Source organism: Bacillus sp. EAC (assembly GCF_002156875.1).
In the GTDB taxonomy this organism is placed as follows: domain Bacteria; phylum Bacillota; class Bacilli; order Bacillales; family Bacillaceae_G; genus Gottfriedia.
Map to the genome: position 1 here is coordinate 387,951 of NZ_NCSY01000004.1, position 14,592 is coordinate 402,542.

Consider the following 14,592-nt stretch of genomic DNA (forward strand, 5'->3'; position numbering starts at 1 on the left):
ATATTGGCTTAAGCATGTTTGTTAATAGCTTTTGTTTTTAGCCTTACGTTCCTCAGCTTCGGCTAAAGTGAAATGATAAGGGAACTTTTCAGAGTATTTCGTAACAGAATCAGAACTTTGTTGTATAAAGCGCTTTGACTTATTACTTTTGCCCATGATGAATTCCCTCCCAGTTAGGAAAGCATTTGACAATCTCCATAGCAATTCCAAATAGTAATTGAATGGTATCAAAAAGTGGTTATTACCTGTTGGAGAAGTCTCTATTATCTTTAGCAGAAAAGACATTGTTATGTCTGGTTAATTTTTCTGAGATTGTTATTTATTTCATATTAAAAAAATCTTCTAAGAAAATAGCGATCCCATCTTCTTGATTACTAAGTGTTATATGTTTTGCTAAATTTTTTAATGGATGAATGGCATTACCCATTGAGACACCATGACCAGCATATTCAATCATTTCCAAATCATTATCTTCGTCACCGAATGCAATAATATTTTTTCTCGGGATATTATAATAAGACGCAACTTTTTGAAGTCCAATTGCTTTATTCATACCTGCTTTTACAACTTCGATTATATGATGTGGAGCAGCCCAACGTCGATGATCAATTACCTCAGCGTGCACATTTGACAGGTGTTCACGAATACTTGCTACATGTGATTCATCACTATCAATCAGAAGACAAGTTGGTGAATTTTTTAAATTCTTAAGTAGATCTCCATGTATAATATCATCTTTTAAATAGTGGAAAATTGGTATAATTTCTTCTTCTTGCTTTTCAGCATAAATATCGTCTAATACTTCTGCGTACATATTTTTTAATTCATATTCTCTACATGAACTAATAACTTCTTGGGCAACTTCTAATGGTAAATACTCATGATATACTCCCCAGGAAGAGTCTAAAGGATGGTGCACATAAGCACCATTAAAGTTAACAATAGGTGTAGTTAGATCTAATTGCTGGTAAATCGCTTTACTTGCTCTGTATGGTCGACCAGTTGCTATTACTACTTCATGACCAGCTTCCTTCACTCGAGCAATAGTTTTCATTGTTTTTTCAGTAATGGTTTTTTCGTCTGTTAATAAAGTACCATCTAAGTCTAATGCTATTAAATATTTCGAATTCATTTTCATCAACCTTTTATAGTTATTGTTGGATTATATTATTAAAAATATATATATGATTTTAACTCCAATAATTACTAATAGTACCATCTTTTTCAAAGAAATTTCTATTAGTTTCGAGGGACAATAAGAATGTATTTGGAAGGAGGAATTTTTAATGGGCCAAGCACATCAATTTCGACCAGGTGATAAAGCACCAAATAACGGAGTTTATATTGAAATTGGCGAGACCGGAAGCAATGTTAATCGTCCGAAACAAATTAAATTGCAAGCTGGCGAAGTCTTTCCTGAAACGCAAAACCACAATCGAAAATGGTCATATAAGCATAAAACTTGATAAAAAAATGAAGCGCATGATTTAAGCGCTTAAAGTAAAGAAATAAATATAAAATAAAAAAGCGCTAATCGAAAACTTCGAGGCGCTTTTTTATGCGTTTACAAAAATCAAAATACTCAATAGATTCAATCGAAACATAGGTATTTTAACAATTGTTTAACCACAATTTGTTTCATATGTATGTATCGGTTGAACGTTTTTGGGTTCTACTACATATGTTAAATATAGATTTTAGTGGTGTTTTGGAGCTGGATCGTTTGGAATAACTGCTTCGCTTAAAATCATGATAATTGCTGTGAAGGCAATTGCCATTAATGAAGCAGAAGTAAAGTTATATTCTCCGCCAGTCATAGAACTTAAAACATAAGCTCCCATATGAGATAAAATAAAGCACCAGAAAAATGCCATTACTACGCGCACTTAAAATCACTCCTATTCTAGTTGGTTCTTATCATATTATATACCTAGTAAATAGATAATTGAAGATTTAATTAAAAAGTTTTAATTAAAAAAGGAAAAACTCTGGATTAATTTATACCAATTTTATTATTCCCAAAATACTAATTTAAATAATCAGGTGATAAGAATGCCAGTAACTGAAAGGTATTTTCAACAAGAAGATCAATATGCAGTAATTCACCTGCCAATTAGGCCAAATGGGTTTGGCGTTCTTTATATTGGTGGGAATACACATTACGTAGATAATGATCAAAGCTGTTTACTACAACATTTTGATAAAAGAAAACTTCTTTCCGAATTAACTTCAGAGGGCTATACCGTATTTACCTCCAATTTATATGGTAAGAATTGGGGATCGGACGATGCGGTAGAATTAGCTGAAAGTTTATATCATTCAGTAATGAGAAAAGAAATACTTAATCCCTCAATTCACTTAATTGGTGAAGGAACTGGAGCATTAGTCGTTTGTAAATTATTATCCCATTTAAAAGACAAAGTCCGAAGTATTTGTTTAATAAATCCCTCCTTAAATTTAAAAAATGAATTAGATTTGGAAAGAGAAAATAAACTTTTTTATAAGAGAACTGTGCATGAAATTTTAAAAGCTTATAAAACGACCGATTTGTATTCGGCTGTTGGGCGAGAATGTTTCTTTTATGAAACGATTTCACCAATAAAAATTTATTCAACGACTAGAAATCATTTCAAATGGAAACGGGATATTCGGCTTTTAGAAGATGAAAGAAATAGAAATAACTTACCTATTTCAATCCTTATTTCATTAGAAGAAAAGAAATTTGATTGTGGAAGTAATTTAATAAAATTTTTGAAGAAATATCAAAGATTATTGTAAAGATAAAGTTGCCTCAAATCTTAACTAAAGGAGGGCTACGATGAAAAAATGTGCGGTAATAGGTTCGAGTGGATTCATTGGATATGAACTGGTCTGTCAATTAATGGAGTATAATGATGTTACTGCAGTAATTACGGAAAAGGGAAATGAAAGTGATGTAATATGTGAAGAAAAAATATTTTCAATCGGGCGAAATTCCAAAGTAGTATTTGTTGAGGAAGAACAATTCATATCAGAAAATGAGCATTACGATATAATTTTCATTTGTCATTATTTCGATGATATAAATTTAAACGAGGCAAGTACTCAATTAGAACAATTTGAAGCTGAGTATAATGTAATCAGTTCAAAAGCGAAGGAAGTAATTTTTTTATTGCCGACTACAAAAAGCCTATCTGAATTAGAAAGACAAGCGAATGAAAGAAATTCTGAATGTCAAGTTACCTTTATTGAAATTCCATCATTATATGGTCCGTGGGAACCTTCGTCTGGTTTAATTCATGAAATAATTGTTTCAGAATTAGGGAAGAAAAGTGAATTGATTAAAAATGTTTATGGATCAAATGAAATTTTGTACGTTGAGGATGTTGGGAAAGCGATTAGACTGATTTCTGAGAAAGAATTAAAAGAACATAAATACGTTATTACAGCTAAACATAGTATGTTTTTACCAGAAAAAAGCAATTTTAAAGGAATGCAAGAAATGCTTGATGGGATAGTCGTTTCACAAATGAGAAAACATATTGATGCAACTCCATTTGTCATCTTAAAAACTACTTCGTTGGATGATGGCATTCAAAAACAAAAACAACAAATTCAACAATGTTTTCATTTATATTAAGAGTGAATTTTCCACTTTAGGGTGCTCGCATTCCTTAAGGCGGGTGGCAAGTCTTTTTAGCTCAACATCGTAGGATTAACGGAGCTTACGTTCCAATCAACTTTTTAAAGGGATATTCGATTTAACAAAACCATTTAAAAGGAGCCATATTTTATAAACTTGACAAAATCGAAAATGAGATAGGGTGTTACTAAAAGGGAATAGTTTCCATACTATTTCCTTTTTACATAGTGTATTTTAAAAGGGAATCAAAAATTAAAAAGATAAAAGAGTAGACAAAATACTTTTTATTTCATAAAATTAGTACCAGATAATAATATTAAGTATAAAACTAAAAAGATAGGCGGGGATATTAATGAATGCTGGAATATTAGGTATTGGCTCATACGTACCCGAAAAAAAATTAACAAATTATGATTTAGAACAAATGATGGACACTTCTGATGAATGGATTGTTAGTCGTACAGGAATTAAAGAGAGAAGAATTGCTTCAGATGAACAAGATACATCACATTTAGCATATGAAGCAGCTGTTGCAGCATTAAAAGATGCTGATGTAAAAGCAGAAGACCTTGATTTAATTTTAGTCGCGACTGTGACACCAGATACGTCATTTCCTTCGGTAGCATGTATGATTCAAGAAAGACTTGGAGCAAAAAATGCGGCTGCAATGGATATTAGTGCTGCTTGTGCAGGATTTATATATGGTGTTGTTACAGCTACTCAATTTGTAAATTCAGGAACTTACAATAGAATATTAGTAATTGGTGCTGAAAAATTAACGAAAATTGTTAATTGGGAAGATCGTAATACTGCAGTTTTATTTGGTGATGGTGCAGGTGCTGCGATCATTGGACCTGTTAGTGAGGGTAGAGGAATTCTATCTTACGAACTAGGTGCAGACGGTACGGGTGGAAAACACTTATTTAAAAGTGGAGACCATCTTGTAATGAATGGTCGCGAAGTGTTTAAATTTGCAGTTCGTCAAATGGGTGACTCTTGTGAAAATGTTTTAAAATTGGCTGGTTTAACAAAAGAAGAAGTTAGTTTCTTAATTCCACATCAAGCGAATACTCGCATAATGGATGCGGCAAGAGAAAGACTACAACTTCCGAAAGAAAAGATGAGTGTTATAATTGACCGTCATGGTAATACTTCTTCATCATCAATTCCGATTGCTTTAGTTGAAGAATATAAAAAAGGTAATATTAAAGAAGATGATGTCCTAGTCTTAGTTGGATTTGGCGGAGGCTTAACTTGGGGCGCAATAGCACTTCGATTTGGAAGATAAACTAGTTGAAGGGAGAAAGAATCAAATGAATAAAAGAGTAGTAATTACAGGTTTAGGTGCAGTGACACCTATTGGTAATGATGTAAATACAATGTGGGAAAGTTTAATGAATGGAAAGAGTGGTATTGGAGTTCTAACTCGTAAAAATCCTGATGATTTCCCTGTTAAAATAGCTGGTGAAGTAAAAGACTTTGATCCAGAACAATATATTGATAAAAAAGAAGTAAAACGTATGGATCGTTTTACACATTATGCAATCGCAGCTTCAAAAATGGCTTTAGAAGATGCTGGCTTTACAATTAATGAAGAAAATGCTCCAAAAGTTGGGGTTTGGATTGGTTCAGGTATTGGAGGAATGGAAACGTATGAAGAACAATTTAATACATTCCAATCTAAAGGTGCAAGACGAGTAAGTCCTTTCTTTATTCCAATGTTGATTCCGGATATGGCATCAGGTCAAGTATCTATTCTTACTGGAGCTAAAGGTCCAAACGGTTGTACAGTTACTGCTTGTGCATCTGGTGCAAGTTCAATTGGAGATGCTTTTAAAATTATTCAACGCGGAGATGCGGTTGGAATGATCACTGGTGGCGCAGAAGCTCCAATTACTGATATGGGTCTTGCAGGTTTCTGTGCAGCAAGAGCGTTATCATTAAATCCAGATCCAGAAACAGCATGTCGACCATTTGATAATGCACGTGACGGATTTATTATTGGTGAAGGTGCAGGTATTGTCTTCCTTGAAGAATTAGAGCATGCGTTGGCTCGTGGTGCAAAAATTTATGCTGAGATCGTTGGATACGGAACTACTGGAGATGCTCATCATATTACAGCCCCAGCTCCTGGTGGAGAAGGCGGAGCTCGTGCGATGAGAATGGCACTTGATGATGCAGGACTATCAACTGAAGATATTCACTATATTAACGCTCATGGAACAAGTACTGAACTTAATGATAAATTTGAAACAATGGCAATTAAAGAAGTATTTGGTGAGCATGCATACAATGTACCAATTAGTTCAACAAAATCTATGACTGGACATATGCTTGGAGCTGCTGGTGGGATTGAAGCAATTATTACAGCTTTAACGATCCATAATAAAGTGATTGCTCCGACGATTAACCATCAAGAGAAAGATAGCGAATGTGATTTAGATTATGTACCAAATGTAGCTAGACCTTTTAATGTAAAAGCAGCTATTTCAAATTCATTAGGATTTGGTGGACATAACGTTACTCTAGCATTTAAAGAATTCAACAAAGAAGCTTAGGATTATTCCTAAGCTTTTTTTATTTAGTCTCTTTACTAAAGATTGTTGTTAAAAGTATTTTGAATGCATATTAGAAATTGATGGGAGAGGAAATCAACTGATCTACATATGAAAATACAAAAGTTTACGAAAACAGATTTATTCATAATCAAGTAACTATCTCTAGGTCAATATCATACCTTATAGTAAATGAGGTGATGGAATTGGGGTAATGCCTACTTATAAATGGATAGATATAATTGAAGATAAGAAATCAATTATGAAAAAGCTGCTTCCGTATTTTCCTAATTATGATGAACAAAGTCTATACACTTATCTCCTTTCACATGGCTTATCAAAGCTCTCAAAAGATAGTAAAAATGATTTTAAACTACTTATTAAGAATAATGTATGGAAAAGTCTACAGACTGAGTTTAATAAGATCAAGAAGGAATTTAATGGTCCGGATGTACCTATATTTATTTTTCCATGTCAACAAGCTCGAGGAATGTTTCTTAATTCAACTTATCAGCGTGGTGGATTAGCATATAAAAACTGTATTTGTTTATTTTTGTCTCCATTAGAAGGAATTTTACAACATAAAGCCGTATTATTACATGAGTATCATCATATTGTAAGATTGACTAAGTTTTATAAAAATAAAAAAGTAACATTATTAGATGCAATGATTTTAGAGGGGCTAGCAGAGCATGCTGTTTTAGAAAGATATGGCGAAGAAGTTCAGGCTCCATGGACTAAACTGTATTCAACTAGACAATGTGAATACTATTATAATAAATATTTAAAAGATCATCTTGAATTACCAAGTAATGATGAAGATTTCTCCAAATACTTGTATGGTGGAAATGGAATTCCAAAATTATTGGGTTACGGTGTCGGTTATGATATTGTTAAAAATTGTTTGGAACAAACAGAATGGTCAAATGATAGGCTAATGCGAACTTCGAGCAAAAAGATAAAAGATAATGCAATAAATTATATTTCACTTTGACTGCAAGCGGTTTCATTGGGAAGTTGCTTGTATGAGTAGGTTCTTTTCAAAAAGACTGTTGTTAGCAGGTTTTGTTATAGATTTTGATTGGAGCGGAAGGTGCGAGACGCCTACGGGAGCAGCGGGATAGGTGAAACCCAGCAGGCGCAAAGCCAGCATCCTGAAGCGGAAATCAACCAATAACTGCTGAATAGCAATATATTTTTTGAAAACAATCAATTTATAAATTTATGGAAGACTATTTAATATTTATCTCGTATACTCATTTGAAGTGGCGTAAAAGTCATACGAATTTGGCAAAAGACATTCAGTTTGAAGAACACTTTTTGTAATTCAGTGGATAAATGGAATAATTTAGTGAATCACTGACCATACTGAAAGTTACATACAGTTGTGAAGTGAGGGGTAGTAAATGTTGTATTTACATGATGTATGGGTCAATTGGTTTGAAGGTGAAGAAAATGGTTACAATGTCTGTCATTTTTTTGAATGGAGAAAAGATGATAGTGTTGAATTATTAGACCAAGTTCCAATCATTAAAGTTACTCCAGAGTTATTTCAGTACATTGAAAATGAATTATTAGAACTTCCATCCGGTCTATTAACTGAAGTTTTTCAAAAGTCTTATGTTCGAAAAAATCATGAACGAATTCAACTAGATTATTGCTTTGTCGTAACTGACGGCAATGGAATCATTGCAGTAGATACAATTGGATATAATATTCCAATTCGAAAAAGCCGCTTAATACCAAGACAGGAACAAATGGTGTATGACATGACAGCGGAAGTTGAAGCGAATAACTACAATATTCAATGCTTTGTAAGTGATGATCAGAAGGAACATCATATCCTTTCTCCGTCTCCAATAATTATGAGCGGATTAACGAGAAAAGAGAGACAATTAAAGCAATTATTGTTTATGGCGTTAGATCAACTTCATTCGTCAAAAAATCCATCAGAAATTCGATATTGGTATACAGAATGGAATCCAACATCGTATCAACATATACAAGATTCTACATTTGAGGATATTTGGTCACAATTATATGAAGAAATTAAGTCTGGGTGGTCAGAACGACACGAGCAACTTTGTGGGCGAATCGTAAAAGGGCAACCATTCTTTGAGAAGCTATGGGAAATGGAACATGAACAAAAAGTAAACTAATGAAAATGCTTTTATTATAGCTGTTCACTTTGGAAAAAGCGCAGCAAGAAAATATTTAAAAGCAAATTGAAAGGCAGGGTAATTCGTATATGAATTATCTCTGCTTTTTTTATTGATAAGAAAGGGTTTGTAAGATTGCGTATACCAGATTAACATCGTAAAAAGAAGAAATAGGCAATGCTTCTTCATTTATGGTTTGAATCGACTTATTAAATCTAAAAACAAAAAAACGACAGATAACTGTCGTTTCAATTACATAAACACTTGGTAGTAAATGTGTATTATTATGTTGCTTGAGTGTCTTCGTCAATTTTGTATTCCAAAATATCTCCAGGCTGACATTCTAAAGCCTTACAAACAGAGTCTAAAGTTGATACTCGTATCGCTTTTGCCTTTCCATTTTTCAATATAGAAAGATTCGCCATTGTAATTCCAATCTTCTCGGAAAGTTCTGTCACGCTCATTTTCTTTTTAGCCAACATCACATCAATATTGATTATAATCGCCATTGTTTACACCTCACACAGTTAAATCATTCTCTGATTTGATATCAATGGCATTTTTTAATAACTTTTGAAGAACAGCCGCAAAGACCGCGATCACAATGCAACCAAAAATAATGACCATTCCGATTAAAATTATTCCTGGCGCATCGTCTACCTCTGCCATGAGATATAAGAGAGGCATAAATACCACAAAAAAGCCACTGATCGTAATGGCACAGAATTTGATATTCTTCAAGACATTTACAGATAGTTCCGAAAATGCTTGGCTCTTGTCAATATAACCTAAAAGTCTTAAAGTTTGGTACAATGCAACGAAATATACCATAGCTGTCACATACAACCCTATTAAAAAGGGATATTGCAAATAATCAAACTTTGGGTTTAATTCTGCAAAATATTCAGTGATCTCAGGAAACACATATATACACAAAGCAAGAACAGGAAGTCCGATAAGGACGACAACGAACTTTAAAAATAATGTTTCGCGTTTCAATAAAAGCACCTCTCTTATTTAATATTAATTTGATTTTAAAATAAAATTTATCGTTTTACAATAAAAAAGTATCAATTTTTAATATATTATTATTGTTGTGTAACAGGGGCTAGATTTCACTAAAAGGATGCTCGCATTCTATAGGACGGACCTTTAGCCTCCTCGGCGCATACGCGACGGGTCTCACCTGTCTCGTAATTTCCACGGGAGTCTTGCAACTGCAGTTCCAATAATATTCCTTTTAGAAAAGAGCCATAAAAAAAAGCATTTCTTATAATTAAGAAATGCACATTAAATAAATTAGTTCCAGCACCTAGCTCCTCGAGGTCATAAGCCAAAGTGCAGCAAAGGTTAAAAAGCAACCTTCACCGCACTTCGACTTATGCTAGTCTAGTTCCACAAGCTAGCTCTTCGGTAAAATTCCATTCATCATCGAAGTGGAAAAACCTCCACTCCTACTGTTGAATGGAGATTTTCCCCTCAGAGCTGAGCGAGCTTTCTCCACATTTCCATTTGTCGGGGCTGACCAAGGTGCTTCCACTTTTCGGATTGTCCAGTTCCAGCACCTAGCCCCTCGAGGTCATAAGCCAAAGTGCAGCAAAGGTTAAAAAGCAACCTTCACCGCACTTCGACTTATGCTTGTCGGGGCTGACCGAGGTGCTTCCACTTTTCGTTTTACTTTCTTTTTCTTCCTAGTCCCATTGCATTTTCCATTTTCTTGATCATTTTATTTGCAACGAAATTCGCTTTAGACGCACCATTATCTAATATGTCATCTAATTCAGATGAAGTAATAATTTCTTTATATCGATCTTGCAGAGGTTTTAAGCCGTTTACAACAACATCTGCAACGTCTTGTTTAAATTCTCCGTAATTTTTACCGTTGTATTTAGTCTCTAATTCTTGAATTGTTTCACCAGTAAATGCTGAGTAAATGCTCAATAAATTTGAAATACCAGGCTTGTTTTCTTTATCGTATTTCACGATACCTTCAGAATCAGTTACAGCACTTTTGATTTTCTTTTCAATTAGATTAGGGTCATCTAACACAAAAATTGTAGCTTTTTGATTTTCGTCTGATTTACTCATTTTCTTAGTAGGGTCAGCTAAGCTCATAATTCTAGCTGCATCTTTACTAATTCTAACTTCTGGGATTGTAAAAATGTCATTAAACTTCTTATTAAAACGTTCTGCTAAGTCACGTGTTAGTTCTAAATGCTGTTTTTGGTCATCCCCAACAGGAACTAAATGAGTTCCATATAATAGAATATCTGCAGCCATTAAAGGTGGGTAAGTTAATAAAGCAGCCGATACCCCTTCTTTGCCTGCGGATTTATCCTTAAATTGCGTCATACGCTCTAATTCACCAATGTATGAAATACATTGCATCATCCATCCAGCTTGGGCATGAGCTGGTACTTCAGATTGAATAAAGATAGTAGATTTTTCAGGATCTAATCCAGCTGCTACATAAATAGCAGCTAAACTTTGTATATTTTTACGTAGCGCTAGTCTATCCTGGGGAACAGTTATTGCATGTTGATCAACAATACAAAAGTAGCAATTGTAATCATTTTGTAGTTCAATGAATTGTTTTACTGCGCCAAGGTAATTACCTAAAGTAATCCCTCCGCTTGATGTAGGTTGAATTCCACTAAAAATCGTTTGCATTTTAAAATACCTCCATGATTCATTATAAAAATAAAAAAAGCGGCATAATCTCTCTAAAAAATAGAGACGATTAAACCGCGGTACCACTCTAGTTATTCCATGTTAGGAATCACTCGTGCATGAAAACATGCCCTCATTTATCGTTTGAGTTACGTCGAAGCCTACAAGGTTGCACCGTTCGGTTCGAAGCTCAGAAGTCCATTCTGACAGTTTGCACGACTTGTTTTCACCAACCACAAGCTCTCTTAACATGCTTAATCTGCTTACTACTCTTCGTCATAGCAATTATATTCTTTCTATAGATAATATCTTAATTATATTCAACTTTCAAGATGTTGATACATGAATCATGAAATAAGAATAAAACTAAACACAAAAGATAAAATTACTAATGTGATGGAAGACAATAATAACGGTTTTGTAATTGAGAAAGAATAACGTCTATAGATCATATCCTTTTTAACAGTTAGTGATTCATCTCCAGTCATTTGTGCCATTTTTTCATCTTTTGAACCGAAAATTTTTCGAAGTCCGTATCTTGTAATATTAAAGAAGCCACTTTGAACAATTAATAAAAAGCCAGCTATCACAAATAATATTAGTCCAATATAGAAAATGGAATTTGTAAAATGAAGGAAAAAATCTGTTGTTCCTTGAAAAAATGAATAGATTAAAGCGAGTAAAACCGTTGGTACCAAGGTGAATATGTAGTATTTAGACATTGTTGTTATTGCTCCTCCTTGAAAAAAATATATATTGAACACCATATAACATTATATTATAATAATAATGTAAGCTGTTACAAGTTAACTTTACCATTTAATTTTAATTGTTAACATTTTTAAGAGAATTCATTTAATTTTAACAAATTATTAAATTTTGTTTGTCAAAATTGTTGTAAAACTCTCACAAAAATGTATAATAAAATTTGTAGAAAAGAATCGATACTTATCGAAAATTCTACAACAAAAAGTCAGAATTGTATATTAATTCCGTACAATATGAACCAACGTGGAACAATCACCTAGGAGGTTTGCATCATGAGTTGTAAGTGAAAATTGTTATTTCAAAATGATATACTAACAAATTATCCAGTCATATAGAAATAAAGAATTTAACGAGTAAATCTAACAATTTACCTTAAGTGACTGAGTTTCTTAAAAAATGTATCATTTGTACCAGTTTTGATTTATAAATCTTTAAGTGATCGAACGACGATATAGATTAGAGTGCAACAATTCAGGTTAAAAATGTATGACTAAAAAACTGTTAGCTTTTCGTTGGAAAGTGTTCAAAATACGTATAATTGCAAGTGGAAGATTTTGAATATTCACTGAAAAACACTTGACCTGGAATGCAGTAAAGAATACGCTTACATTATGACTGGTTTCGTAAATTCATCATCAATAAGTAATAATTTAAGGCAATTGATCCTGATTAAGAATCGTACTATTGTCCTGATTTATTAAAAACAGACGAGCTTGATTATATTGCTCGTCATTAAGTATCAAAAACTATAGTAGAAAGTGTTGTTGAGTGTAAGGAATATACCCTAAGCTCACTACTTTTATAGAAAGAATTATCAAAAAAATAAAAACTTTTTAAAATTAACAAGGGGGTGCTGTTGTGGGACGTTACGTGCTACAAAGATTCATTTACATGTTTGTCACACTGTTTTTAATTTGTACTGTTACATTTTTCTTAATGAAGTTATTACCGGGTTCTCCACTAAAGAATGCGGAGAAATTAACGCCTGAACAAAAGCAAATTATTTTTGAAAAGTATGGACTAGATAAGCCTGTACCAGTTCAATATTTAAACTATATGAAGAATCTAGCAACAGGTGATTTAGGAGATTCATATAGATATGATAACCGTTCTGTAACAAGTATGATCAAAGACCGTATCGGTCCATCTGCACAATTAGGTGCACAAGCATTATTATTAGGTTCATTCGTAGGATTAATATTCGGTATCATTGCAGCTCTAAAAAACAATACTATATATGACTATTCATCTACCGTTCTAGCAGTTTTAGGTATATCCATACCATCATTCGTATTCGGTGCTTTATTACAATATTATTTAGCAGTTAAATTTCCAATCTTCCCAGTTGCTTATTGGGAAAGTTTTCAACATACGATTCTACCGACAATTGCATTGTCAGTATTCGTAACAGCAAATATTGCTCGATTCTCAAGAACTGAGCTAATTGAAGTAATGAACTCTGAATATATCGTTACTGCGAGAGCAAAAGGTATATCTCAAGTAGGAGTTATCATTAAACATGCATTACGTAATGCATTAATACCAGTAGTAACAATTTTAGGCCCAATGGCTGTAAACTTAATGACTGGTACATTAGTTATCGAAAATATGTATGCAGTACCTGGACTAGGTTCTCAATTTGTTAACTCAATCGTAACAAATGATTACACAGTAATTATGGGTACTACCATCTTCTATAGTGCTTTATTATTAATCGTAATTTTCTTAGTGGATATTTTATACGGTGTAATTGATCCACGAATTCGTTTAGCGGGAGGTAATAAATAATGAATAAGAATACTGCACAAAAAATTTCATCAGATTTATTTCAACCTGCTGAATTAGATTTAGCCCAAGCTGAAAAAATCTCTAGACCATCAGATTCGTTTTGGAAAGATGCTAGAAGAAGATTCTTGAAAAATAAAGGTGCGATGTTAGGATTTACAATCTTAGCGGTAATTGTATTCTTCGTACTTTTCGGTCCAATGATGAGTAAATATTCATACAAAGACCAAGATTTAAAAAGATCAAAATTACCACCTAAAATCGGTATTTTAGAAAACGTAAAATTCTTACCATTTGACGGTATAGACCAAAATGGTGTTGACCAATATGCAAAAAAAGGTATTAAACATAACTTCTGGTTTGGAACAGATGATTTAGGCCGTGACATCTTTGTTAGAACATGGAAAGGTGCACGAGTTTCAATCATGATCGGTTTATTAGCAGCAGTAATCGATATGTTAATTGGTGTTACATTTGGAGGTATTTCTGGTTTTTACGGCGGTAGGGTCGACACGATTATGCAACGTATAGCAGAAGTATTAATGGGTATTCCATATCTAATCGTAGTAATTCTATTTATCCTTGTATTTAAAAATCCGGGTATCCTTTCAATCGCTTTAGCGATGGTTATTACAGGTTGGATTGGTATGTCACGAATTGTTCGTGGTCAAATGTTAAAACTTAAAAATCAAGAATTCGTACTAGCATCAAAAACTTTAGGTGCTACAAGTGCACAATTAATTGGTAAGCATTTAATCCCTAATATTATGGGACCAATTATTGTTATGATGATGTTCACAATTCCAAATGCGATATTTGCTGAAGCGTTCTTAAGCTTTATCGGTCTTGGAATTAGACCACCATTCGCATCATTAGGGTCATTAGTAAGTGAAGGATTTAAGTCTTTACAAACTTTCCCACATATGATGGTAATTCCGGCGATTGTTATCAGTTTATTAATTTTAAGTTTCAACTTAATTGCTGATGGATTACGCGACGCTTTAGATCCAAAAATGAGTAAGTAAAAACTGGA

17 protein-coding genes and 1 other annotated feature are annotated in these 14,592 nt (G+C 33.2%); of the genes, 9 read left to right on the forward strand and 8 right to left on the reverse strand.

The features are described 5' to 3' along the window. Nucleotides 1–21 precede the first annotated feature (21 nt). On the reverse strand, nt 22–156 hold the full coding sequence (locus B7R65_RS21715) for a hypothetical protein (RefSeq protein ID WP_256941234.1): 135 nt from the start codon (nt 154–156) through the stop codon (nt 22–24). A 163-nt stretch (nt 157–319) separates the two neighbouring features. Beyond that, a complete protein-coding gene (locus B7R65_RS09405) occupies nt 320–1,132 on the reverse strand; it encodes a Cof-type HAD-IIB family hydrolase (RefSeq protein ID WP_088042503.1) in 813 nt (270 codons plus the stop codon). Between the two features lie 154 nt (nt 1,133–1,286). On the opposite strand from B7R65_RS09405, the gene B7R65_RS09410 reads away from it, so the two are divergent. Continuing rightward, entirely contained in the window at nt 1,287–1,466 is a 180-nt protein-coding gene (locus tag B7R65_RS09410) for a YjzC family protein (RefSeq protein WP_088042504.1), read from the forward strand. 231 nt (nt 1,467–1,697) lie between these two features. Here the strand turns inward: B7R65_RS09410 and B7R65_RS09415 are convergent, their stop codons facing one another. After that, a complete protein-coding gene (locus tag B7R65_RS09415) occupies nt 1,698–1,886 on the reverse strand; it encodes a YjzD family protein (RefSeq protein WP_088042505.1) in 189 nt (62 codons plus the stop codon). A 166-nt stretch (nt 1,887–2,052) separates the two neighbouring features. Here B7R65_RS09415 and B7R65_RS09420 point away from each other — a divergent pair, with 166 nt between their 5' ends. From B7R65_RS09420 to B7R65_RS09445, 6 genes are all read left to right on the forward strand, one after another. Then, on the forward strand, nt 2,053–2,778 hold the full coding sequence (locus B7R65_RS09420; protein ID WP_088042506.1) for an alpha/beta fold hydrolase: 726 nt from the start codon (nt 2,053–2,055) through the stop codon (nt 2,776–2,778). Between the two features lie 40 nt (nt 2,779–2,818). Then, nucleotides 2,819–3,619, forward strand: a complete 801-nt coding sequence (locus B7R65_RS09425) for a hypothetical protein (RefSeq protein WP_088042507.1) — start codon at nt 2,819–2,821, stop codon at nt 3,617–3,619. Between the two features lie 355 nt (nt 3,620–3,974). Next, nucleotides 3,975–4,910 (forward strand): beta-ketoacyl-ACP synthase III, encoded by a 936-nt coding sequence (locus B7R65_RS09430; protein WP_088042508.1) that lies wholly within the window; start codon nt 3,975–3,977, stop codon nt 4,908–4,910. A 25-nt stretch (nt 4,911–4,935) separates the two neighbouring features. After that, nucleotides 4,936–6,180: a beta-ketoacyl-ACP synthase II gene (fabF, locus tag B7R65_RS09435; protein ID WP_088042692.1), complete on the forward strand. Its 1,245-nt coding sequence runs from the start codon at nt 4,936–4,938 to the stop codon at nt 6,178–6,180. A 211-nt stretch (nt 6,181–6,391) separates the two neighbouring features. Then, entirely contained in the window at nt 6,392–7,171 is a 780-nt protein-coding gene (locus tag B7R65_RS09440) for a DUF2268 domain-containing putative Zn-dependent protease (protein ID WP_088042509.1), read from the forward strand. 412 nt (nt 7,172–7,583) lie between these two features. Beyond that, complete coding sequence (locus B7R65_RS09445) at nt 7,584–8,336, forward strand: YjbA family protein (protein WP_088042510.1); 753 nt, start codon at nt 7,584–7,586, stop codon at nt 8,334–8,336. Between the two features lie 109 nt (nt 8,337–8,445). Here B7R65_RS09445 and B7R65_RS21495 read toward each other — a convergent pair whose 3' ends face one another. The 5 genes from B7R65_RS21495 to B7R65_RS09465 all read right to left on the reverse strand — a co-directional run bounded on the left by B7R65_RS21495 (nt 8,446) and on the right by B7R65_RS09465 (nt 11,728). Beyond that, complete coding sequence (locus tag B7R65_RS21495; protein WP_142288233.1) at nt 8,446–8,646, reverse strand: hypothetical protein; 201 nt, start codon at nt 8,644–8,646, stop codon at nt 8,446–8,448. After that, the gene (locus B7R65_RS09450; RefSeq protein ID WP_088042511.1) at nt 8,621–8,845 is read right to left on the reverse strand and encodes a helix-turn-helix domain-containing protein; all 225 of its coding nucleotides are present in this window, start codon (nt 8,843–8,845) and stop codon (nt 8,621–8,623) included. Before B7R65_RS09450 ends, B7R65_RS21495 begins: the two co-directional genes overlap by 26 nt. 10 nt (nt 8,846–8,855) lie before the next feature. Beyond that, nucleotides 8,856–9,335 carry a DUF2975 domain-containing protein gene (locus tag B7R65_RS09455; protein ID WP_088042512.1) on the reverse strand — a complete coding sequence of 160 codons (480 nt, stop codon included), beginning with the start codon at nt 9,333–9,335 and terminating at the stop codon, nt 8,856–8,858. 675 nt (nt 9,336–10,010) lie between these two features. Beyond that, entirely contained in the window at nt 10,011–11,006 is a 996-nt protein-coding gene (trpS, locus tag B7R65_RS09460) for a tryptophan--tRNA ligase (protein ID WP_088042513.1), read from the reverse strand. 59 nt (nt 11,007–11,065) lie between these two features. Beyond that, nucleotides 11,066–11,295 (reverse strand) — a binding site (T-box leader). Between the two features lie 58 nt (nt 11,296–11,353). Beyond that, nucleotides 11,354–11,728 (reverse strand): DUF3899 domain-containing protein, encoded by a 375-nt coding sequence (locus B7R65_RS09465; RefSeq protein ID WP_179194826.1) that lies wholly within the window; start codon nt 11,726–11,728, stop codon nt 11,354–11,356. 904 nt (nt 11,729–12,632) lie between these two features. On the opposite strand from B7R65_RS09465, the gene opp3b reads away from it, so the two are divergent. Both opp3b and opp3C read left to right on the forward strand, forming a co-directional pair. After that, nucleotides 12,633–13,562, forward strand: coding sequence for an oligopeptide ABC transporter permease (gene opp3b, locus B7R65_RS09470; RefSeq protein WP_088042515.1), 930 nt, complete (start codon nt 12,633–12,635; stop codon nt 13,560–13,562). Further along, nucleotides 13,562–14,584, forward strand: coding sequence for an oligopeptide ABC transporter permease (opp3C, locus tag B7R65_RS09475; RefSeq protein ID WP_088042516.1), 1,023 nt, complete (start codon nt 13,562–13,564; stop codon nt 14,582–14,584). The genes opp3b and opp3C overlap by 1 nt, the downstream gene beginning before the upstream one ends. Nucleotides 14,585–14,592 lie beyond the last annotated feature (8 nt).

Coding starts and splice junctions, on each gene's coding strand:
- B7R65_RS09450 (WP_088042511.1), bottom strand. CDS start 8,845: ATGGCGATTATAATCAATATTGATGTGATGTTGGCTAAAAAGAAAATG.
- B7R65_RS09440 (WP_088042509.1), top strand. CDS start 6,392: ATGCCTACTTATAAATGGATAGATATAATTGAAGATAAGAAATCAATT.
- B7R65_RS09445 (WP_088042510.1), top strand. CDS start 7,584: ATGTTGTATTTACATGATGTATGGGTCAATTGGTTTGAAGGTGAAGAA.
- opp3C (WP_088042516.1), top strand. CDS start 13,562: ATGAATAAGAATACTGCACAAAAAATTTCATCAGATTTATTTCAACCT.
- B7R65_RS09405 (WP_088042503.1), bottom strand. CDS start 1,132: ATGAATTCGAAATATTTAATAGCATTAGACTTAGATGGTACTTTATTA.
- fabF (WP_088042692.1), top strand. CDS start 4,936: ATGAATAAAAGAGTAGTAATTACAGGTTTAGGTGCAGTGACACCTATT.
- B7R65_RS09425 (WP_088042507.1), top strand. CDS start 2,819: ATGAAAAAATGTGCGGTAATAGGTTCGAGTGGATTCATTGGATATGAA.
- trpS (WP_088042513.1), bottom strand. CDS start 11,006: ATGCAAACGATTTTTAGTGGAATTCAACCTACATCAAGCGGAGGGATT.
- B7R65_RS09465 (WP_179194826.1), bottom strand. CDS start 11,728: ATGTCTAAATACTACATATTCACCTTGGTACCAACGGTTTTACTCGCT.
- B7R65_RS09420 (WP_088042506.1), top strand. CDS start 2,053: ATGCCAGTAACTGAAAGGTATTTTCAACAAGAAGATCAATATGCAGTA.
- B7R65_RS09430 (WP_088042508.1), top strand. CDS start 3,975: ATGAATGCTGGAATATTAGGTATTGGCTCATACGTACCCGAAAAAAAA.
- B7R65_RS21715 (WP_256941234.1), bottom strand. CDS start 156: ATGGGCAAAAGTAATAAGTCAAAGCGCTTTATACAACAAAGTTCTGAT.
- B7R65_RS09410 (WP_088042504.1), top strand. CDS start 1,287: ATGGGCCAAGCACATCAATTTCGACCAGGTGATAAAGCACCAAATAAC.